Here is a 19,444-nt window from a genome sequence, read left to right as displayed (position 1 = left end):
GATCCATCAGTGGCTCAACCCGTACTTTTTCACTTTGTCGAACAGCGTGGTCTTGGCCATGCCCAGTTCTTGACTGGCCTGGGTCAGGTTGCCGCCACTGCGTTGCAAGGCGTCATTGAGCAGGTTGCGCTCGAAGGCTTCCACCGCTTCGGCGAACGCCAGCCCCTGACCGCCGCTGCTGGCGCCGGACTTCTTGAACGCCGGCAGGCCGAGGGCAAAGCGCTCGGCGACGTTACGCAGCTCACGCACATTGCCCGGCCAGTCGTGGCTCATCAGGTTCGACAGGGTCTGGTTGTCCAGCTCGGGCAATATCCGGTCGAAACGCAGCGCCGACTGCTGGGTGAAGTGTTCGAACAGTTGCAGGATATCTTCACGGCGCTCGCGCAGCGGCGGCAGCTCCAGCGTCACCACGTTGAGGCGGTAGTACAAGTCGCTGCGAAACTCGCCGGCCTTGCTCGCTTCGTCGAGGTCGGATTTGGTTGCGGCAATCACCCGGCAATCCACCGCCACGCTCTGGTTCGAGCCGAGGCGTTCGAGGGTGCGTTCCTGCAACACCCGCAGCAGTTTGATCTGCAGGGGCAGGGGCATGCTTTCCACTTCGTCGAGGAACAGCGTGCCGCCGTCGGCGTGTTCGATCTTGCCGATGCGCCGTTTGCCGGCGCCGGTGAAGGCGTTGGCCTCGTGGCCGAAGATCTCGCTTTCGAAGAGGTTTTCCGGCAGGCCGCCGCAGTTCAGCGCGACGAACTGCTTGGCATGCCGACGACTGAAGTCGTGCAGGCAACGGGCGACCAGTTCCTTGCCGGTGCCGGTCTCGCCTTCGATCAATACGTTGGCCGAGGTGTCGGCGACGTTGGCGATCAGTTCGCGCAGGTTCTGCATGGCTGGCGAGCGCCCGATGATCCGGCCTTCGAGGGAATCGCGTTCGGCCAGTTGCCGACGCAGCGAAGACACTTCCCGGGCGAGGCTGCGTTGTTCCAGTGCGCGACGAGCGACGTCCACCAGGCGCTCCGGCGAGAACGGTTTCTCCATGAAATCGTAGGCGCCTTTCTGCATCGCGCCGACCGCCATGGAAATATCGCCATGACCGGTGATCAGCACCACCGGCAGACTGCGGTCGCGCGCCTTGAGGCGCGTCAGCAGTTCCAGGCCATCGATGCCGGGCAGGCGAATGTCGCTGATGACGATCCCGGCAAAGTTGTCGCCGACCCGCTCCAGCGCTTCTTCGGCACTGCCGACGCCGATGCAGGGAATGTCTTCCAGGGTCAGCGCTTGCTGGCAGCCGAGCAGCACATGGGGGTCGTCTTCGACGATCAGCACACTAAGGTCGTGGTTCATATTGGCTCGGCAGGAGTAGGGCTTACCAACGGTAAACTGAGGACGAAGGTGGTGCCACCGCTGGCCGGGTGTTCGACACCCAGGTGCCCGCCGGTGGCGGCAGCGAGGCTGGCGGAAAGGGTCAGCCCGAGGCCCAGACCCTGTTCACCAGGTTTAGTGGTGAAGAACGGCTCGAACAGATGCTTGCGTGTTTCGGCATCGACGCCATGGCCGTTGTCGCGCACCCGCAGGCGATATTTGCCGTTGAACTCTTCGCCTTCCAGCCACAGCTGCGGTGAAGGTTGCGTCTGCATGGCGTCGAGGGCGTTGCCGATCAGGTTGACCAGAATCTGTTCGAGGCGGGTCTGGTCGATCTGCACCTGTACGTCGCTGAACTGCCGGTGCAGTTGCAGCGCCATGCTCTCGACCCGCGCGCCGAGCAGTTGCAGGGCCGCGTCCACGGCTTTGCCGAGGCTGGCCTGGCCTTTGTCGTCACCACGGCGGGCGAACGAACGCAGGCTGGCGGTGATCCGGCCCATGCGGTCGATCAGGTCGTTGATGGTCTTGAGGTTGGTGCTGGCGACGTCGAGCTGGCCGCGTTCCAGAAAGCGAATGGTGTTGCCGGACAGGGTGCGCATCGCCGCCAGCGGCTGGTTCAGTTCGTGGGCGATGCTGGTCGACATCTGGCCGATGGCCGCGAGTTTGCCGGCCTGCACCAGTTCGTCCTGAGCGCGACGTAGGGTCTCTTCGGCCTGGCGCCGTTCGCGGATCTGGCTCTTGAGCCGTTCGTTGCTGGCGCGCAGGTCGCCGGTGCGTTCGGTAATCCGACGCTCCAGTTGATTGTTGGCTTCCTGCAAGGCTTCGCGGGCGGCGAGGCGGGTGGCGATGACCTTGCGCCGCTCGTTCCAGGCGATCAGCAGGAACGCCACCAGCGCGAAGGCCACGGCCACCAGGATGCCCTGATTGATCGCTTCACGACGCAAGTCCTGCAACGGCGTGAGCAGGGTGAAATTCCATGGCGTGTCGCTCAGCGGCCGGGTCTGCGCCAGATAGCTGATGCTGTCGTCATCGGCGCTCAGTTCGCTGTTGGCCGGGAAGGTCAGTTTCTCCACACCGTCGGCCAGGGTTTCGCGGGCCAGCGGTTGCAGTTCGTTGAGCGGGAACCAGTAATACTGCAGGCTGCGCGCGAGCTTCTCTTTGGTTTCATCGCTCAGCGGGACCACCGATTTCAGGCGCCGCGCCGGATCGCTGGAAAGAATGATGATGCCGTTCTCGTCGCTGACGAAGGCTTCCAGGCGGGCGCGTTGCCAGCGCTCTTCCAGCGCTTCGAGGCGCACCTTGACCACGGCGACGCCGATGATCTTGCCGTGTTCTTCCAGACCGTGGGCGAGGTAATAACCGGGTTCGCCGCTGGTGCTGCCGATGCCGTAGAAACGTCCGGGTTCGCCGCGCACGGCGTTCTGGAAATAGGCGCGAAAGGACAGGTCTTCGCCGAGGTAACTGTCGACGTCGCGCCAGTTGCTGGTGGCCATGACGCGGCCGGTAGTGTCCATGACGTAGATGGCCCGACTGCGGCTGCGCCGGTTCAGGCCTTCAAGGTAAGCGTTGACCGTTTGCCGGTGTTCCGGAGTCGGGTCGGCCAGCAGTTGCGGGACACTGGTTTCCAGTTCCAGCAGGCTGGGCAGGTAGGTGTATTTGCTGATCTCGCTTTCGACGGTGCGCGCGTGCAGTTCAAGCTGACGCTGGCCGTTTTCGCTGAGGCTGCGGATGCCGAAATGTTCACTGGTCCAGAAGCCGATGTAACCCAGTCCGATCATCAGGATGATGATCAGCGGCGGCAGGAACAGATGGCGAATCAGACGGGGCTTCACGGCAAGTGATGGCGGCGCTGCGCGATAGAGATTGGGGTCGCATTTCATCACAGTTGCCTTGGGTCAACCACCACACAGATCTCTGGATCGTCATTGATCCAATGTGGGAGCGGTGTGTGGTTTTTTAGTGCTGCAGGATTTTCTCGAGGAAGTGCTGCGCGCGTTCGGAGCGGGCGCTGATGTCGCCGAAGAACTCCTCTTTAGGGCAGTCTTCGATGATCTTGCCGGCGTCCATGAAGATCACCCGGTCAGCCACTTTGCGCGCGAAGCCCATTTCGTGGGTCACGCACATCATGGTCATGCCTTCGTGGGCCAGTTGCACCATCACGTCGAGCACTTCGTTGACCATTTCCGGGTCGAGCGCCGAGGTCGGTTCGTCGAACAGCATGACGATCGGGTCCATGGCCAGCGCGCGGGCAATCGCCACACGCTGCTGCTGACCGCCGGACAGTTGCCCCGGGTGCTTGTGGGCGTGTGCCGACAGACCGACGCGTTCCAGCAGTTGCAGACCTTTCTTGGTCGCCTCTTCCTTGCTGCGGCCCAGCACCTTGATCTGCGCGATGGTCAGGTTTTCGGTGATGGTCAGGTGCGGGAACAGCTCGAAATGCTGGAACACCATGCCGACGCGCGAACGCAGTTTCGGCAGGTTGGTCTTGGAGTCGGCAATCGAGGTGCCGTCTACGACGATGTCGCCTTTCTGGAATGGCTCCAGTGCGTTGACGCACTTGATCAGGGTCGACTTGCCCGAGCCCGACGGGCCGCAGACCACGATCACTTCGCCTTTCTTGACCTCGGTGCTGCAATCAGTCAGCACCTGGAAGTCGCCATACCACTTGTTGATGTTCTTGATGGAGATCATACGGCAAACCTTTTTTGCAGACGCTTGACCAGCAGCGAGGCGGAAAAGCTGATGATGAAGTAGACGACACCGGCAAAGATCAGGAACTCGTTGGAACGACCGATGATGTCGCCGCTGGAACGGGCGGAGTTGAGGAAGTCCACCAGGCCCACGGTGTAGACCAGCGAGGTGTCCTGGAACAGGATGATCGACTGTTGCAGCAGCAACGGGGTCATCTTGCGGAACGCCTGGGGCAGGATGATCAGACGCATGGTCTGGCCATAGGTCATGCCCATCGCCTGGGCCGCGGCCATCTGGCCTTTGGGGATCGACTGCACGCCGGCCCGGACGATCTCACAGAAGTACGCGGCTTCGAACATCATGAAAGCCACGACGCAGGAGGTGAACGCGCCGATCGGGGTGTCTTCGCCGGTGATCCAGCGCAGCACGAACGGCACCGCCAGGTAGAACCAGGTGATCACCAGCAGCAGCGGGATCGAGCGGAAGTAGTTCACGTAGGCGCCGGCAACGCGCGACAGCAGTTTGCTGGACGACAGGCGCATCAGTGCGAGGATCGTCCCCAGCACGATGCCGCCGATCACGCCCATGACCATCAGTTGCAAGGTCATGACCATGCCGTTCCACAGGCCCGGGATCGCGGGGATGATGCCGCTGAAATCGAAGTCCATTATTTACCCCCCACGGAGATCAGGCCGGGCACTGCGACTTTCTTCTCGACCATGCGCATCAGCAACATCAGGCTCATGTTCAGGGTGAAGTAGATCAGCGTGGCCAGGGTGAAGGCTTCAAACAGGTTGGCCGAGAACTCGGCGGTCTGTTTGGTTTGCGCCAGCAGTTCCATCAGGCCGATCAAGGACGCCACGGAGGAGTTCTTGAACACGTTGAGGAATTCCGAGGTCAGCGGCGGAATGATGATGCGGTAGGCCTGGGGCAGCAGCACGTTCCAATAGATCTGCGGCAGCTTGAAACCCATGGCGCGGGCGGCGGATTCCTGGCCGCGTGGCAGCGCCTGGATGCCGGTGCGCACTTGCTCGCAGACCCGGGCGGCGGTGAACAGGCCCAGGCACACGACCACGCTCAGGTAGGCCGAGGTGGTCGGGTTCAGATCCTGCTTGTACCAGTCCTGCAGGTTTTGCGGCAGCAGATCGGGCACCAGGAAGTACCAGATGAACAGCTGCACCAGCAGCGGCACGTTGCGAAACAGTTCGACGTAGCAGGTCGCGATGCCCGATACGAGGCGGTTCGGCACCGTGCGCATGACCCCCAGAATGGAGCCCAGCAGCAAGGCGATGATCCATGCCACGATGGCGATGGCAATGGTCCAGCCCAGGCCGGCGATGTACCAGTCGAGATAAGTCTCGCTGCCCACGCCGGTGGACTTGAAGAACACGCCCCAGTCCCAGTTGTAATTCATTAGGGTCTCCCCTCGAAATCGATCGATGTACAAGCACCCGCTTGGGGAAGATCCTTTCCCGTCCGACGTTGAACGCCGGGCACACGCGATCGGCTCGAAAACCGCCAGGTCGAGTGTTCCACTGTAAAACCAGCAGGTAACAGACGCCTGAGGGAGGGTGGCCCCCTCAGGGGATAAGGTTAGTCAGGAATCAGATTTTTACGTCAGGCGCCGGCTTGTCGCTCGGGTTGGCGATCAGTTCCTTGACCTTGTCGCTCATCGGGAAGTTGAGGTTCAGGCCCTTTGGCGGAATCGCGGTTTCGAACCACTTCTTGTAGATCTCGTTGATCTTGCCGGATTTGTACAGGCCGACGATGGCGTCATCCACAGCCTTCTTGAAGGCCGGGTCGTCTTTGCGAACCATGCACGCGTAGGCTTCGAACGATTGCGGAGTACCGGTGATGACCCAGTCGTCCGGCTTCTTGGCCTTGGCTTCTTCGCCGGCCAGCAGGGCGTCGTCCATCATGAAGGCAACGGCGCGGCCGCTTTCCAGCATGTTGAAGGATTCGCCGTGGTCCTTGGCGGAGATGATGTTCATGCCCATCTGCTTGTCGGCGTTCATCGCTTTGATGATGCGCTCGGACGTGGTGCCGGCGGTGGTCACGACGTTTTTGCCTTTGAGGTCGGCAAAGTCTTTGTAGGACGGGTTGCCATCCTTGTCTTTCTTGACCAGCAGACGGGTGCCGATTTCGAAGATGTTGACGGTGAAGTCGACTTGCTGGGCGCGTTCGGCGTTGTTGGTGGTGGAACCGCACTCGATATCCGCGGTGCCGTTCTGGATCAGCGGGATACGGGTTTGCGAGGTCACCAGGTTGTATTTGACCTGCAGGTCTGGCTTGTTCAGGTCTTTTTTCAGGGCTTCAACGATGGCCACTTGAATGTCGTGGGAGTAGCCCACTGGCTTGCCGGAAGCATCCGCGATGTAGGAAAACGGAATGGAACTGTCGCGGTGAGCGAGGGTGATGGTGCCGGAATCGTTGATTTTCTTCAGGGTGCCGGTGAGTTCGGCGGCGAAAACTGGAGTGCTGATCAGAGCGGCCGCAATGGCTGCGCCCAGGATATGGGGAACGATGCGCATCAAATTTTCCTCGAATTGTTTTTTTTATGGAGCCAGTTCGTCGGCCCTTTTGTGCTTCGAATGCCTGACGGCTCCTGAAGTGTTGGCACGGCAGGCATTCGTCGAGAGAGTGTAGAGCATGAGTCGTGCCAGAGCAGTCGATAGTGGCTAATGGCTTGATTTATAAGGTGATTAAAGTTTTGTGTCGGTGTTTTTCGATGAAACTGATCCGGTTATCCGAATCGACCGGGAGGTCGCGTTCGGAAATCCGAACGCTCTTTTAATCGCTGCCCTCATATTGATGATCGTTCGAGCCCACATTCCCTTGTGGCGAGGGGATTTATCCCCGATAGGTCGCGAAGCGGCCTTCTTTCAGCGCAAAGGCGAGGACCGCTTCGCAGTCCATCGGGGATAAATCCCCTCGCCACAGGGTTAGTGGCAGGCAAAGTAAGTCACGCAGCAAAAAGCCCCTGAATCTCTCAATTCAGGGGCTTTCGTTTAAGCGATGTTCAAATCACGCCGCTTCAATCTTGCGATTCTGCTCGACCTTGCCCAGGTACGCCGCCAGCTTCTCTTGCTCGGCCGGGGTGGTGAACAGGCCCAGCTTGCTGCGGCGCCACAGGATGTCGTGCGCCGTGGTGGCCCATTCTTCGCTGCACAGGTAATCGACCTCGCGAGTGTAGAGCCCGCCACCAATGTGTTCGCCCATGTCGGCGAGGGTTTCCACGCCTTCGAGCATGCGCCAGGTGCGGCTGCCGTAGGTGGTGGCCCAGCGGCGGGCGATCTCGGTCGGGACGAAGTCGAACTTGTCGCGGATCTGCGCGCTCAAGGCTTGCGGCGTAGTCATGTCTTCGCCGCCGGGCAGGGTCGCGGTGGCGGTCCAGCTCGGGCGCATCTGGGTGAAGTACGGCATCAACTGGGCCATCGCTGACTCGGCGAGTTTGCGGTAGGTGGTCAGTTTGCCGCCGAACACCGACAGCAGCGGTGCTTCTTCGCCACCGCCAGACAATGCCAGGGTGTAATCGCGGGTCACGGCGGACGGGTTGTCGGATTCGTCGTTGCACAGTGGACGCACGCCCGAGTAGCTGTGCTGGATGTCGTCGCGGCTGATCTGCTTCTTGAAGTGCGCGTTGACCACTTTCAGCAGGTAATCGGTTTCGCCGTCGGTGATTGCCACTTTCGCCGGATCGCCGGTGTATTCACGGTCGGTGGTGCCGATCAGGGTGAAGTGGTTCAGGTATGGAATGGTGAAGACGATGCGCTGATCTTCGTTTTGCAGGATGTGCGCGTGATCGCCTTCGTACAGTTTCGGCACGATGATGTGGCTGCCCTGAATCAGGCGGATGCCGTACGGCGATTCCATTTTCAGGTCGTCACGAATGAACTTGGCGACCCACGGGCCGGCGGCGTTCACCAAGGCTTTGGCAGTGATCGAAAACAGGCTGCCGTCAGCGCGTTCCAGGTTCAGGTGCCACAGGCCCTTGGCGCGGCGGGCGCTGACGCAACGGGTCTGGGTGTGTACGTGGGCACCTTTTTCCCGGGCGGCCATGGCGTTCAGAACGACGAGGCGGGCGTCATCGACCCAGCAATCGGAGTATTCGAAGCCCTTGGTGATTTCGCTTTTCAGTGCGCTGTCGGCACCGAACTTCAGGCTTTTCGAACCTGGCAGTTTTTCGCGCTTGCCGAGGTTGTCATAAAGGAACAGGCCGGCGCGGATCATCCAGGCCGGACGCAGGTGCGGACGGTGCGGCAGCACGAAACGCATCGGTTTGACGATGTGCGGCGCCTTGGCCAGCAGCACTTCGCGCTCGGCCAGCGCTTCACGCACCAGACGGAATTCGTAATGTTCGAGGTAGCGCAGGCCACCGTGGATCAGCTTGCTGCTGGCCGACGAGGTGTGGCTGGCCAGGTCATCCTTTTCGCAAAGGAACACAGAGAGACCGCGACCGGCGGCATCCGCTGCGATCCCCACGCCATTGATCCCGCCGCCAATCACGGCAACGTCGTAGATCTCGGAGATAGGGGGCGTACGCAAGGTAGATGTGGACATCGGCTGGCCTCGGGCTCTTTTGATTTTCTGTCTTGGAAATCGAACATAAATGTTCATTTGCGAAAATGGTAGCCCATAAAGACGCGCGCAGCCAGTCGCGTTCGATTGAAAAAACTCATCGAAGGGCGGCTAAAAGAAAATTTTCGAACATTATTGAGTCGAGGGATGCTTTTTGTGGCGAGGGGATTCATCCCCGATGGGCCGCGTAGCGGCCCCTCAATCAACTACCGTGGAGTCTCAGGCACACCGCATTGGGTGGTTTTAGGACTGCTTCGCAGCCCATCGGGGATAAATCCCCTCGCCACAGGGGATGTTGAACGGATTTAAACGACTTCCAGACGAATCTTGTGCTGGCTCAGCAGTTGCGCCAGTGCCGGCACCGGCTGCTGATCGGTCACCAGGCAGTCGATCAGGCTGATCGGACCCAATCGAATCATCGCATTGCGCCCGAACTTGCTCGAGTCCGCCGCCAGAATCACCTGCCGCGCATTGGCAATGATCGCCTGCGACACGCGCACTTCCTGATAATCGAAGTCGAGCAGGCTGCCGTCTTCGTCGATGCCGCTGATACCCACCAGTGCGAAATCGACCTTGAACTGGTTGATGAAGTCCACGCTCGCCTGACCCACCACACCGCCGTCACGGCGCACGTTGCCGCCGGTCAGCAGCACATCGAAATCATCCTTGGCACTGAGCATCGAGGCGACGTGCAGGTTGTTGGTGATGATCTTCAGATGGTTGTGATTGAGCAGGGCGCGGGCAATGGATTCGGTGGTGGTGCCGATGTTGATGAACAGCGAGGCGTGATCGGGGATCTGCGCGGCGATGGCTTCGCCAATGCGTTGTTTTTCGTCGCGCATCTGGTCGGCGCGCATCGCATAGGCGGTGTTTTCGACGCTGGAATCATAGGCCGCGCCGCCATGGTAGCGGCGCAACAGATTGGCTTCCGCGAGCTGATTGATATCGCGGCGGATGGTTTGCGGGGTAACAACGAACAGCGTAGCCATTTCCTCGATGCTCACATAGCCGCGTTCGCGGACCAGCTCGAGGATTTGCTGCTGACGGGGAGGCAGATTCATGGGGCTTCCTTTGGGCTGCCGTGCAAAATTTGCCCATGATGCCGCAGGAATCCGCTCCCGACCAGTTAGTTGCCTATCAGTCTCTGAAGGTTGGCTTATTCAGCGTCTTCACGCGCCCAGTCACGGGTGCGGCTGACGGCTTTTTTCCAGCCTTTGTACAGTTTCTCTTTCTCGACTTCTTCCAGGCTCGGTTCGAACTCACGCTCGATCACGGCCTTGCCGCGCAGTTCGTCGAGGCTGCCCCAGAAACCGCACGCCAGACCGGCCAGATACGCCGCCCCGAGTGCAGTGGTTTCGCGCATTTGCGGACGCTCGACCTGGGTGCCGAGGATGTCGGCCTGGAACTGCATGAGGAAGTTGTTCGCGACCGCGCCGCCGTCCACGCGCAGGGCCTTGAGGCGTTCGCCGGAGTCCTGTTGCATGGCGTCGAGTACGTCGCGGGTCTGGTAGGCGATCGATTCCAGCGCAGCGCGGATGATGTGATCCACGCGCACGCCGCGCGTCAGACCGAACAGTGCACCGCGGGCATACGGGTCCCAGTACGGAGCGCCCAGACCGGTGAAGGCCGGTACCAGGTACACGCCGTTGCTGTCCTTCACTTTATTGGCGAAGTATTCGGTGTCGTGAGCGTCGTTGACGATCTTCAGTTCATCGCGCAGCCACTGCACGGTCGAACCGCCGTTGAACACCGCGCCTTCCAAAGCGTAAGCCACTTCGCCACGCGGGCCGCAAGCGATGGTGGTGAGCATGCCGTGTTGCGATTTCACCGCTTTGTCGCCGGTGTTCATCAGCAGGAAGCAGCCGGTGCCGTAGGTGTTTTTCGCCTGGCCCGGCTCGACGCACATCTGGCCGAACAGTGCCGCTTGCTGGTCACCGGCGATACCGCCGATGGCGATGCCGCTCTTGGTGCGACCATAGATTTCCGAAGAGGCTTTGACTTCCGGGAGCATTTCGCGCGGGATGTCGAGGATTTCCAGCATCTTCGAATCCCACTCCAGCGAATGGATGTTGAAGAGCATGGTGCGCGAGGCGTTGGTGTAGTCGGTGACGTGTACCTTGCCGCCGGTGAATTTCCAGATCAGCCAGCTATCGACGGTGCCGAACAGCAGTTCGCCATTGCGCGCACGCTCGCGGCTGCCTTCGACGTTGTCGAGGATCCACTTCAGCTTGGTGCCGGAGAAGTACGGGTCGGTAACCAGACCGGTGTTGTCGCGGATGTACTCTTCGTGGCCATCGCGCTTGAGCTGCTGGCAGATCTCGGTGCTGCGGCGGCACTGCCAGACGATGGCGTTGTACACCGGACGACCGGTGGTTTTGTCCCAGACCACGGTGGTTTCACGCTGGTTGGTGATACCGATGGCGGCGACCTGATCGTGATGCAGACCGGCCTGGGCCAGTGCTTCGACCATCACCGCGCTCTGGGTGGCGAAGATTTCCATTGGATCGTGTTCGACCCAACCGGCTTGCGGGTAGTGCTGGGCGAATTCGCGCTGGGCGGTGCAGACCACGTTCGCATCGCGGTCGAAAATGATCGCGCGGGAGCTGGTCGTACCCTGATCGAGGGCAATGATGTAGTTCTTATTCTGAATGTCGGTCATGTCGATTGCCTTGGACGAAATAAGGGAGAGTGGGCCGTGGCGCGGGCTCTAAAAGGGCAGGAGCCCGCGCCGACTGTTTCAAGAAGTTCTTGGTTTGCCGTCAATGGCCGGTTCTGCATCCTTTGTAGCAGGTGTAGCGCCGGTCAGGTGGCGGGCGATGAGCCCGCGATACCCGGCAGCGCCGAGGCAGGCACCGACAATCGGTGCAAAAATCGGAATCAGGAAGTACGGAATATCGCGGCCGCCAGTGAAGGAAATTTCACCCCAGCCGGCGAAGAAAGTCATCAGTTTCGGACCGAAGTCACGCGCCGGATTCATCGCAAAACCGGTCAGCGGGCCCATCGAGCTGCCGATGACGGCAATCAGCAAACCGATCAGCAGCGGAGCCATCGGGCCTTTCGGCAGACCGTTGTTGTCATCGGTCAGGGCCATGATCACGCCCATCAGGATCGCGGTGATGATCATCTCGACCAGGAATGCCTGAGCGGTGGACAGTACCGGATTGGGGAAGGTCGAGAACACCGAGGCCAACTCAAGGCTGGCGGCGGTGCCACGCACCATGTGGTGAGTTTGTTCGTAATCGAAGAATAGATTGCTGTACAGCGTGTACACCAACAGCGCACCGCAAAACGCGCCGGCGATCTGCGACAGGATATAGAACGGCAGTTTGCGCTTTTCGAAGTCGGCGAAAATGCTCAGGGCAATGCTCACGGCGGGGTTCAGGTGCGCGCCGGAAACCCCGGCGGTCAAGTAGATCGCCATGCTCACGCCGACGCCCCAGATGATGCTGATTTCCCACAGGCCGAAGCTGGCGCCCGCGACTTTGAGCGCAGCGACACAGCCGGTGCCGAAAAAGATCAGAAGTGCAGTCCCCAGAAACTCGGCCAGGCATTGGCCGGAAAGCGATGGTTGCTGTAAAGCAGTTGTCATTGAAAACCTCGATTTTTGTTGTTGTCTGGCGCGTTTGCCGTCAGGGCAAGGCGCGATTTTCCCCGGGGCAGGATCCCCATCCTGTTCCCGGTTTACTGCTGGGTGCTGCGGTGATGATAATTCTTACATTATTCAGATTCGAAAAAATATAGACAAGAAACAAACCTGTCAAAGGTCGAAAGTGAACCGTCGGTCACAATTAAACTATCAGCCTGCTGAATGATCCTGCGGAGGAAGGAGGCGGTAGCCCGGCGATTTGCCTGCAAAGCCCGGAAAACGGGGCTTGCGCTAGAGCCTTTTGCGAGGTGATGGCCTAGAATCCGGCGCAGGATTTTTCTGTTGATGCCGAACCTGGAGCTGCCATGACCCCTGCGTTGGACTTGTTGAAAAAAGTTCGTGCCGAACATCGCGTGCACAGTTACGAACATGATCCCAAGGCCGCGTCCTATGGGCTGGAGGCCGCCGAGAAACTGGCGCTGGAGCCGGCGCGGGTGTTCAAGACGCTGCTCGCTGCCAGTGAAAAAGGTGAATTGCTGGTGGCGGTGGTGCCGGTCGTCGGAAGTCTTGATCTCAAAGGTCTGGCACACGCGGCGGGCGTCAAGAAAGTCGAAATGGCTGACCCGGCTGCGGCGCAGCGTTCCACCGGTTACCTGTTAGGCGGCATCAGTCCGCTGGGGCAGAAGAAGCGTCTGCGCACCTTCATCGATAACTCGGCCCAGGGCTTTGCGACTATTTATGTCAGTGCTGGCCGACGCGGTCTGGAAGTCGAATTGGCGCCGGCGGTTCTGGCTGAACACACCCAAGCCAAATTTGCCGACATCGGTCGTGCATGAACTTGCGTTCTGTATGAAGAAAATTGCCCGGTTCTGTCACTGGCGCTGAGCGCAGCGTGGCTGCATGCTCTGCCGATTCACTTAGGGAGAAGGTTATGCAGCTCGAATTTCATCAGGTTGATGCGTTCAGTGATCGGCCGTTCAGTGGCAACCCGGCGATGGTGTATCGGCTCGATGCATGGCTCGCGGACGATTTGATGCAGAAGATCGCCGCCGAACACAATCTGGCAGAAACCGCGTTCGTGGTGCGCGAAGGCGCGGCGTGGCACATCCGCTGGTTCACCCCGACCACCGAGGTGCCACTGTGCGGGCATGCCACACTGGCCAGCGCCTATGTGTTGTTCGAGGTCTACAAGGAAAATGCCGAGCGGCTGGACTTCATCTGCAAGTCCGGGCCGCTTAGCGTCAGCCGCGAGGGCGATCGCCTGTGGCTGGACTTCCCGTCGATTGTGCCGTCAGAAATTGGCGTGACGCTGGATGTCGAGCGCGCGCTGGGCGTCGAGGCGGTGGATGTGCTCGGTTCCAATGAATTGTTTGTGGTGCTGGAGTCGGAGCAGGCAGTTCTCGACTGCACGCCGGACATGATTGCACTGGCAAAACTGCCGTGGCTCGGTGCCATCGTGACCGCGCGCGGCAATCAGCACGATTTCGTTTCGCGCTACTTCGCCCCGGCAATCGGCATCAACGAAGATCCGGTGACCGGCTCGACGCATTGCAGCCTGATTCCGTATTGGTCGAAACGTTTGGGCAAATCCAGTTTGACCGCGTGCCAGCGTTCGGCGCGGGGCGGGGAGTTGTTCTGTCGGCTGGAGGGGGAGCGGGTGAAGATCGGCGGGAATGCGACGCTGGTGGCCAGCGGCACGCTGATCCTGGGTTGAACCCAAAACCAACTGTGGGAGCGGGCTTGCTCGCGAATGCGGGGTGTCAGACGACCTCTTCGTTGACTGACACAGCGCATTCGCGAGCAAGCCCGCTCCCACAGTTTTGATCCGGGCGGATCAGAGGGCGGCGCTGTAGCGGCGGACGCCGTTTTCCACCGCCGGGATTTGTGCCGCGGTACTGCCGCTGGCCTGGAACAGGACGAGGTGTTCGGCGGCGACGCGAATTCCCACCTCCGCACCCACCTGATGGTCGGCATGGCTCGGGAAGATCGATTCCAGCTGCGCACCGGTCGGCAGTTGCAGGCGATACAGGGTCGAGGCACCCAGGAACGTCTTGCCGACGATCCGCGCTTTCAACCGACTGTCCGGCGCATAAACAATGTCATCCGGACGCAGCAACACATCCACCGCACCGCCCACCGGCCAGGTGTAGGCGCGGTTGCCGCGCAGTTCGCCGAGTTCGGTCTGAACCGATTCCGGGCTGCCGAGCTGGCCGCGGATGAAATAACCCTGACCGATGAAGCTGGCGACAAACGGCGTCGCCGGCTCGTGGTAGAGGTTGTAGGGCGTGTCCCACTGCTCCAGACGACCTTCCTTGAACACGCCAACGTGATCGCTGACGGCGAAGGCTTCTTCCTGATCGTGAGTCACCAGAATCGCACTGGTGCCACGGGCCTTGAGGATGTCGCGCACTTCGTGGCTGAGTTTGCGCCGCAGTTCGCCATCGAGGTTGGAGAATGGCTCGTCGAGCAGCAGCAATTGCGGCTCCGGCGCCAGTGCCCGGGCTAGGGCGACACGCTGTTGCTGGCCACCCGATAACTCGTGGGGAAAGCGCTTGCCTAGATTCTTCAGATTGACCAGTTCCAGCAGCTCCTCGGTGACGCGCTCCTTGTTCGGGTGCTTGCGGATACCGAAGGCGATGTTGTCTGCAACACTCAGGTGCGGGAACAGCGCGTAATCCTGAAACACCATGCCGATCCGGCGTTTCTCCGGCGCCAGGGTGAAACCGGCGCTGGAAATGGTTTCGCCTCCCAGGGTGATTTCACCTTCGTGCACCGGTTCAAAACCGGCAATCGCGCGCAGGGTGGTGGTCTTGCCGCAGCCGGACGAGCCGAGCAGGCAGCCGATGTCACCGGCGTTGAGGTGCAGATTGAGGTTCTGCACCACGCGTTGATCTTGATAGCCGCAAGCGAGGTTGCGCAGGTTCAGCAGTAATTCATGGCTCATGCGTGGTGATATGCCGGTTCGACGAGGAACTCGAGCAGGGCCTTCTGTGCGTGGAGACGGTTTTCTGCCTGATCCCAGGCGACGGAACGCGGGTCATCAAGCAGGTCGAGGCTGATTTCTTCACCGCGGTGCGCCGGCAGGCAGTGCATGAACAGCACATCTTCGGCCGCCAGATCGAGCAGGGCGCGGTTCACCTGAAACGGAGCGAACAACTTCAGGCGCTTGGCAGTTTCCTCTTCCTGACCCATCGAAGTCCAGACATCGGTGCTCACCAGATGCGCACCGCGCACGGCGTCTTGCGGATCACGGACGATGGTCACGCGATCGCCGGCGCGGGCGACAAATTCAGGATTAGGCTCGTAGCCCTGCGGGCAGGCAACGCGCAACTGGAAGTCGAACTGGATCGCCGCTTCTATATAGCTGTTGCACATGTTGTTGCCGTCGCCGATCCAGGCCACGGTCTTGCCCTGGATCGAGCCGCGGTGCTCGAGGAAGGTCTGCATGTCGGCCAGCAACTGGCACGGGTGCAGGTCATCGGACAGGCCGTTGATCACCGGCACGCGCGAGTTGGCGGCGAATTCGGTCAGGGTGCTGTGGGCAAAGGTACGGATCATCACCGCGTCGAGCATGCTCGACATGACGATGGCGCAGTCGCCGATCGGCTCGCCACGGCCCAGCTGGGTGTCACGCGGCGACAGGAAGATCGCCTGGCCGCCGAGCTGGATCATGCCGGCCTCGAAGGAGATCCGGGTACGGGTCGAGGATTTCTCGAAGATCATCCCCAGGACGCGGTTTTTCAGGGGCTCGAACAGTACGCCGCGGTTACGCAGGTCCTTGAGCTCAACGCCTCGACGGATCACGCTGACCAGCTCTTCGGGCGTGCAATCCATCAGGGAGAGAAAGTGCCTTGCGCTCATCATTGACTACCTTTTTGCTACAGACCGCAGATGCTCAAAGCCTTGTTTAACGGAACAACGGGCGAGACCTGCGGCGTAAGCCGCACGGGGCGACGAAATAGGGGAAGGCGCGATATTGACACTAAATGTCGCGTTACGCCAATAGGCTACGGTTTTTGCGGGATTCGGAGAGCGCACGGGATGTTGCAGTACGCATTTGAAGCCGGGTTCAGGACAGCAGCGAGCCTCTTTGTACACCGGCCTCGCGGGGCTTGGCAATGCGGCGTGGCGGGGATCACGTCGACCAGGTCGGTTTACGACCGTGGCGCCATGCCATCACTTGGTCGGATGCTCAGACTGAAACATTTGCTAAAGCAAAGTGCTGGGTTATAAATAAGTTTCGAGCGACGCAGGAAGCCTCCGCATGGAATCGAAAGAAAAACTGTTAATGGAACTGCTGGGCCACACAGCTCGCTCACTGACCCATCTCACCGCGTCGGTCACTTCGATGTCTTTCGAGCTGCTGCGCAGCGAGGACGAAGTGGTCAAGACCGCCGGCCGCCACATGATCGATCGCATGGCGACCATCAGTGCCGGGCTCGACGAGCACTGGCGGTTGATCGGCGAACTCACCGGCGTGCACGTCGCCCACGAGCAGATCGAAACCATTCAGGAAATTCAGTTGGCCGCGCCGCCGCAGCTGCCGTCGAACTGAGCATGGCGGTGTATCGGCTCGCCTGATAACCGTCGATTCACAAGACGAACGTCGCTGGCGCAGGATCTGCGCCGGGGCCATAGTTTTGTTCCCGCGGGCCTGATTGCCTGCCCAGAACAAGACAGAGACTGGCCATGACCAAGACTCTCCATCACCGTGCCTGCCACCTGTGCGAAGCCATCTGCGGTCTGACCATCGAGACCACCGAAACCGATGGCAACGTCGCGATCACCTCGATCAAGGGTGACGCGCTTGACACGTTCAGTCGTGGGCACATCTGCCCCAAGGCCGTAGCCCTGCAAGACATCCAGAACGATCCCGATCGCCTGCGCCAGCCGATGCGCCGGGTCGGCAGCGAATGGCTGCCGATCGAGTGGGACGAGGCGTTTGCGCTGGTGGCCGAGCGTCTGGCGGCGATTCAAGAGCGTCACGGGCAGAATGCGGTGGCGGTCTACCAGGGCAACCCGAGCGTGCACAACTATGGGCTGATGACCCACAGCAATTACTTTCTCGGCCTGCTGAAGACGCGCAACCGCTTCTCGGCGACTTCGGTTGATCAGTTGCCGCATCACCTGAGCAGTTACCTGATGTACGGCCACGGCTTGCTGTTGCCGATCCCGGACATCGATCACACCGATTTCATGCTGATCCTCGGCGGTAATCCGCTGGCATCGAACGGCAGCATCATGACTGTGCCGGATGTCGAGAAACGCCTGAAGGCGATTCAGGCCCGCGGCGGCAAAGTGGTGGTGGTCGATCCACGGCGCAGCGAAACGGCAGCTATCGCCGATCAGCACTTGTTTGTGCGGCCGGGTGGCGACGCGGCGCTTTTGTTCGGGGTGCTCAATACGCTTTTCAGCGAAGGGCTGACCCGTGACTGTCACTTGCCGGTTGATGGCCTTGATGAAGTGCGCGCAGCCGTCGCCACGTTCACTGCCGAAGCCATGAGCCCGCTGTGCGCCGTTCCCGCTGAACAGATCCGCCAACTGGCCCGGGACTTCGCCGCTGCACCAAGCGCTGTTTGCTACGGCCGGATGGGCGTTTCCACTCAGGCCTTCGGCACGCTATGCCATTGGGTCGTGCAGTTGATCAATCTGGTGACTGGCAATCTCGATCGCGTCGGCGGTGCCTTGTGCACAGAGCCAGCGGTGGATCTGGTGGCATCGACCTCGGGCGGGCATTTCAACAAATGGCAAAGCCGGGTCTCCGGGCGCCCCGAGTACGGCGGCGAGCTGCCGGTGGCGGCGCTGGCTGAAGAGATGCTCACCGAAGGCGAAGGGCAGATTCGTGCGCTGATCACCGTGGCCGGCAATCCGGTGTTGTCGACACCGAACGGCCGGCAACTGGAGCAGGCGCTCGATGGTCTGGAGTTCATGCTCAGCATCGACCTGTACATTAACGAAACCACGCGCTACGCCGATCTGATTCTGCCGTCGACCTCGGCGCTGGAGAACGATCATTACGACACTACTTTCAATCTGTTCGCGGTACGCAACGTCACCCGCTTCAACCGCGCGATTCTCGCCAAGCCCGAGGGCGCATTACACGACTGGGAGATCTTTGTCGGCCTGGCCAAGGCGTTTGCCGAGAAGACCGGCAAGGAGCTGAAACCGACGATGCCGCCGGCGAAGATGATCGACATGGGCCTGCGCATGGGCCTGTATGGCGATGCGTCCGAGCAAAAGCTGTCATTGGCGACGTTGTTCGATCATCCGCACGGGATTGATCTTGGGGCGTTGAAGCCTAATCTGGCTGCACGCCTCAAGACGCCGAATCAACGGGTGCAGGCTGCGCCGCCGGAAATTCTCGCTGATCTCGCACGCTTTGCGGCCTTGCAGGCGCCGGCCGCTGATGAGCTGTTGATGATCGGCCGGCGCCATGTGCGCAGCAACAATTCGTGGATGCATAACTACCATCGTCTGGTGAAGGGCAAGCCACGACATCAATTGCTGATGCACCCGGATGACCTCGCCAGCCGGGGGCTCAACGATGGTCAGTTAGTTCGCGTCAGCTCGCGGGTAGGGCAGATCGAGGTCGAGGTGCTCGGCAGTCTGGACATGATGAAGGGCGTGGTCAGCCTGCCGCACGGTTGGGGACATGCTCGGCCGGGCGTGCAAATGGCAATCGCCAGTGGGCAGCCGGGATCGAGTGCCAACGACCTGACCGATGAATGCCAGCTCGACGAGTTGTCGGGTAACGCCGCGCTCAATGGCGTACCGGTGACGGTGGCAGCGGCCTGAACGAGACCGTCGGGGAGACCGAGCATGGCGCTCGGGATTCCGTTACAATGCGTCACCGTGCCGACCCATGAGTCGGAAAGTTCAGCCGAGGTGCTCCATGGATATCATCGAAACGATTAAAGAGCAGATTGCCAACAACACCATTCTGCTTTACATGAAAGGCTCGCCGAATGCCCCGCAGTGTGGCTTCTCCGCGAAAGCTGCGCAGGCTGTAATGGGCTGTGGCGAGAAGTTCGCCTACGTCGACATCCTGCAGAACCCGGAAATCCGCGCCAACCTGCCAAAGTACGCCAACTGGCCGACTTTCCCGCAACTGTGGGTCGGCGGTGAGCTGGTCGGCGGTAGCGACATCATGGCTGAAATGTTCGCCAACGGTGAGCTGCAGACTCTGGTCAAGGAAGCATCGGCCAAGGCTGCTGCGGCCAAGTCCGAAGCCTGATC

General features: G+C 60.5%; 17 protein-coding genes. 5 read left to right on the top strand and 12 right to left on the bottom strand.

All coding sequences use genetic code 11. The features are described from left to right. Window positions 1-6 precede the first annotated feature (6 nt). From aauR to AC3WMV_RS07455, 10 genes are all read right to left on the bottom strand, one after another. The gene (gene aauR, locus AC3WMV_RS07500; protein ID WP_103367369.1) at window positions 7-1,335 is read right to left on the bottom strand and encodes a two-component response regulator AauR; all 1,329 of its coding nucleotides are present in this window, start codon (window positions 1,333-1,335) and stop codon (window positions 7-9) included. Beyond that, complete coding sequence (gene aauS, locus AC3WMV_RS07495; protein ID WP_103367370.1) at window positions 1,332-3,233, bottom strand: two-component sensor histidine kinase AauS; 1,902 nt, start codon at window positions 3,231-3,233, stop codon at window positions 1,332-1,334. Before aauS ends, aauR begins: the two co-directional genes overlap by 4 nt. Before the next feature lie 76 nt (window positions 3,234-3,309). Then, window positions 3,310-4,044, bottom strand: coding sequence for an amino acid ABC transporter ATP-binding protein (locus tag AC3WMV_RS07490; protein WP_007963947.1), 735 nt, complete (start codon window positions 4,042-4,044; stop codon window positions 3,310-3,312). Then, window positions 4,041-4,712 carry an amino acid ABC transporter permease gene (locus tag AC3WMV_RS07485; RefSeq protein WP_007963949.1) on the bottom strand — a complete coding sequence of 224 codons (672 nt, stop codon included), beginning with the start codon at window positions 4,710-4,712 and terminating at the stop codon, window positions 4,041-4,043. The genes AC3WMV_RS07490 and AC3WMV_RS07485 overlap by 4 nt, the downstream gene beginning before the upstream one ends. Continuing rightward, the gene (locus tag AC3WMV_RS07480) at window positions 4,712-5,458 is read right to left on the bottom strand and encodes an amino acid ABC transporter permease (protein WP_027612077.1); all 747 of its coding nucleotides are present in this window, start codon (window positions 5,456-5,458) and stop codon (window positions 4,712-4,714) included. Before AC3WMV_RS07480 ends, AC3WMV_RS07485 begins: the two co-directional genes overlap by 1 nt. A gap of 190 nt (window positions 5,459-5,648) precedes the next feature. After that, the gene (locus tag AC3WMV_RS07475) at window positions 5,649-6,575 is read right to left on the bottom strand and encodes a glutamate/aspartate ABC transporter substrate-binding protein (RefSeq protein ID WP_027612076.1); all 927 of its coding nucleotides are present in this window, start codon (window positions 6,573-6,575) and stop codon (window positions 5,649-5,651) included. A gap of 493 nt (window positions 6,576-7,068) precedes the next feature. Next, a complete protein-coding gene (gene glpD, locus AC3WMV_RS07470) occupies window positions 7,069-8,604 on the bottom strand; it encodes a glycerol-3-phosphate dehydrogenase (protein WP_103367372.1) in 1,536 nt (511 codons plus the stop codon). A 323-nt stretch (window positions 8,605-8,927) separates the two neighbouring features. Next, complete coding sequence (locus tag AC3WMV_RS07465) at window positions 8,928-9,683, bottom strand: DeoR/GlpR family transcriptional regulator (RefSeq protein ID WP_007916700.1); 756 nt, start codon at window positions 9,681-9,683, stop codon at window positions 8,928-8,930. 95 nt (window positions 9,684-9,778) lie between these two features. Then, window positions 9,779-11,281, bottom strand: a complete 1,503-nt coding sequence (glpK, locus tag AC3WMV_RS07460) for a glycerol kinase GlpK (protein ID WP_095136946.1) — start codon at window positions 11,279-11,281, stop codon at window positions 9,779-9,781. Between the two features lie 78 nt (window positions 11,282-11,359). Beyond that, on the bottom strand, window positions 11,360-12,211 hold the full coding sequence (locus AC3WMV_RS07455; protein WP_027612073.1) for an MIP/aquaporin family protein: 852 nt from the start codon (window positions 12,209-12,211) through the stop codon (window positions 11,360-11,362). A gap of 362 nt (window positions 12,212-12,573) precedes the next feature. On the opposite strand from AC3WMV_RS07455, the gene ybaK reads away from it, so the two are divergent. Together ybaK and AC3WMV_RS07445 are read left to right on the top strand one after the other, a co-directional pair. Beyond that, a complete protein-coding gene (gene ybaK, locus AC3WMV_RS07450) occupies window positions 12,574-13,044 on the top strand; it encodes a Cys-tRNA(Pro) deacylase (protein ID WP_097086054.1) in 471 nt (156 codons plus the stop codon). Between the two features lie 95 nt (window positions 13,045-13,139). Next, window positions 13,140-13,922, top strand: a complete 783-nt coding sequence (locus tag AC3WMV_RS07445; RefSeq protein WP_027612072.1) for a PhzF family phenazine biosynthesis protein — start codon at window positions 13,140-13,142, stop codon at window positions 13,920-13,922. Between the two features lie 120 nt (window positions 13,923-14,042). Here the strand turns inward: AC3WMV_RS07445 and AC3WMV_RS07440 are convergent, their stop codons facing one another. Further along, complete coding sequence (locus tag AC3WMV_RS07440; RefSeq protein ID WP_103367373.1) at window positions 14,043-15,152, bottom strand: ABC transporter ATP-binding protein; 1,110 nt, start codon at window positions 15,150-15,152, stop codon at window positions 14,043-14,045. Beyond that, the gene (gene argF, locus AC3WMV_RS07435; protein ID WP_095136949.1) at window positions 15,149-16,069 is read right to left on the bottom strand and encodes an ornithine carbamoyltransferase; all 921 of its coding nucleotides are present in this window, start codon (window positions 16,067-16,069) and stop codon (window positions 15,149-15,151) included. The genes AC3WMV_RS07440 and argF overlap by 4 nt, the downstream gene beginning before the upstream one ends. 403 nt (window positions 16,070-16,472) lie before the next feature. On the opposite strand from argF, the gene plzR reads away from it, so the two are divergent. The 3 genes from plzR (at window position 16,473) to grxD (ending at window position 19,442) form a co-directional block, all read left to right on the top strand. Continuing rightward, window positions 16,473-16,763: a PlzR type 4 pili assembly inhibitor gene (plzR, locus tag AC3WMV_RS07430; RefSeq protein ID WP_027612069.1), complete on the top strand. Its 291-nt coding sequence runs from the start codon at window positions 16,473-16,475 to the stop codon at window positions 16,761-16,763. A gap of 134 nt (window positions 16,764-16,897) precedes the next feature. After that, entirely contained in the window at window positions 16,898-19,003 is a 2,106-nt protein-coding gene (locus AC3WMV_RS07425) for a molybdopterin oxidoreductase family protein (RefSeq protein ID WP_096795146.1), read from the top strand. Window positions 19,004-19,100: 97 nt separating this feature from the next. Then, entirely contained in the window at window positions 19,101-19,442 is a 342-nt protein-coding gene (grxD, locus tag AC3WMV_RS07420) for a Grx4 family monothiol glutaredoxin (RefSeq protein WP_003227729.1), read from the top strand. Window positions 19,443-19,444 lie beyond the last annotated feature (2 nt).

This window comes from Pseudomonas sp. FW305-3-2-15-E-TSA4 (assembly GCF_058787295.1).
The sequence above is the reverse complement of the archived record's forward strand: the minus strand, read 5'-3'. Positions and strand labels throughout refer to the sequence as shown.

Coding starts and splice junctions, on each gene's coding strand:
- aauR (WP_103367369.1), bottom strand. CDS start 1,335: ATGAACCACGACCTTAGTGTGCTGATCGTCGAAGACGACCCCCATGTG.
- aauS (WP_103367370.1), bottom strand. CDS start 3,233: ATGAAATGCGACCCCAATCTCTATCGCGCAGCGCCGCCATCACTTGCC.
- AC3WMV_RS07490 (WP_007963947.1), bottom strand. CDS start 4,044: ATGATCTCCATCAAGAACATCAACAAGTGGTATGGCGACTTCCAGGTG.
- AC3WMV_RS07485 (WP_007963949.1), bottom strand. CDS start 4,712: ATGGACTTCGATTTCAGCGGCATCATCCCCGCGATCCCGGGCCTGTGG.
- AC3WMV_RS07480 (WP_027612077.1), bottom strand. CDS start 5,458: ATGAATTACAACTGGGACTGGGGCGTGTTCTTCAAGTCCACCGGCGTG.
- AC3WMV_RS07475 (WP_027612076.1), bottom strand. CDS start 6,575: ATGCGCATCGTTCCCCATATCCTGGGCGCAGCCATTGCGGCCGCTCTG.
- glpD (WP_103367372.1), bottom strand. CDS start 8,604: ATGTCCACATCTACCTTGCGTACGCCCCCTATCTCCGAGATCTACGAC.
- AC3WMV_RS07465 (WP_007916700.1), bottom strand. CDS start 9,683: ATGAATCTGCCTCCCCGTCAGCAGCAAATCCTCGAGCTGGTCCGCGAA.
- glpK (WP_095136946.1), bottom strand. CDS start 11,281: ATGACCGACATTCAGAATAAGAACTACATCATTGCCCTCGATCAGGGT.
- AC3WMV_RS07455 (WP_027612073.1), bottom strand. CDS start 12,211: ATGACAACTGCTTTACAGCAACCATCGCTTTCCGGCCAATGCCTGGCC.
- ybaK (WP_097086054.1), top strand. CDS start 12,574: ATGACCCCTGCGTTGGACTTGTTGAAAAAAGTTCGTGCCGAACATCGC.
- AC3WMV_RS07445 (WP_027612072.1), top strand. CDS start 13,140: ATGCAGCTCGAATTTCATCAGGTTGATGCGTTCAGTGATCGGCCGTTC.
- AC3WMV_RS07440 (WP_103367373.1), bottom strand. CDS start 15,152: ATGAGCCATGAATTACTGCTGAACCTGCGCAACCTCGCTTGCGGCTAT.
- argF (WP_095136949.1), bottom strand. CDS start 16,069: ATGAGCGCAAGGCACTTTCTCTCCCTGATGGATTGCACGCCCGAAGAG.
- plzR (WP_027612069.1), top strand. CDS start 16,473: ATGGAATCGAAAGAAAAACTGTTAATGGAACTGCTGGGCCACACAGCT.
- AC3WMV_RS07425 (WP_096795146.1), top strand. CDS start 16,898: ATGACCAAGACTCTCCATCACCGTGCCTGCCACCTGTGCGAAGCCATC.
- grxD (WP_003227729.1), top strand. CDS start 19,101: ATGGATATCATCGAAACGATTAAAGAGCAGATTGCCAACAACACCATT.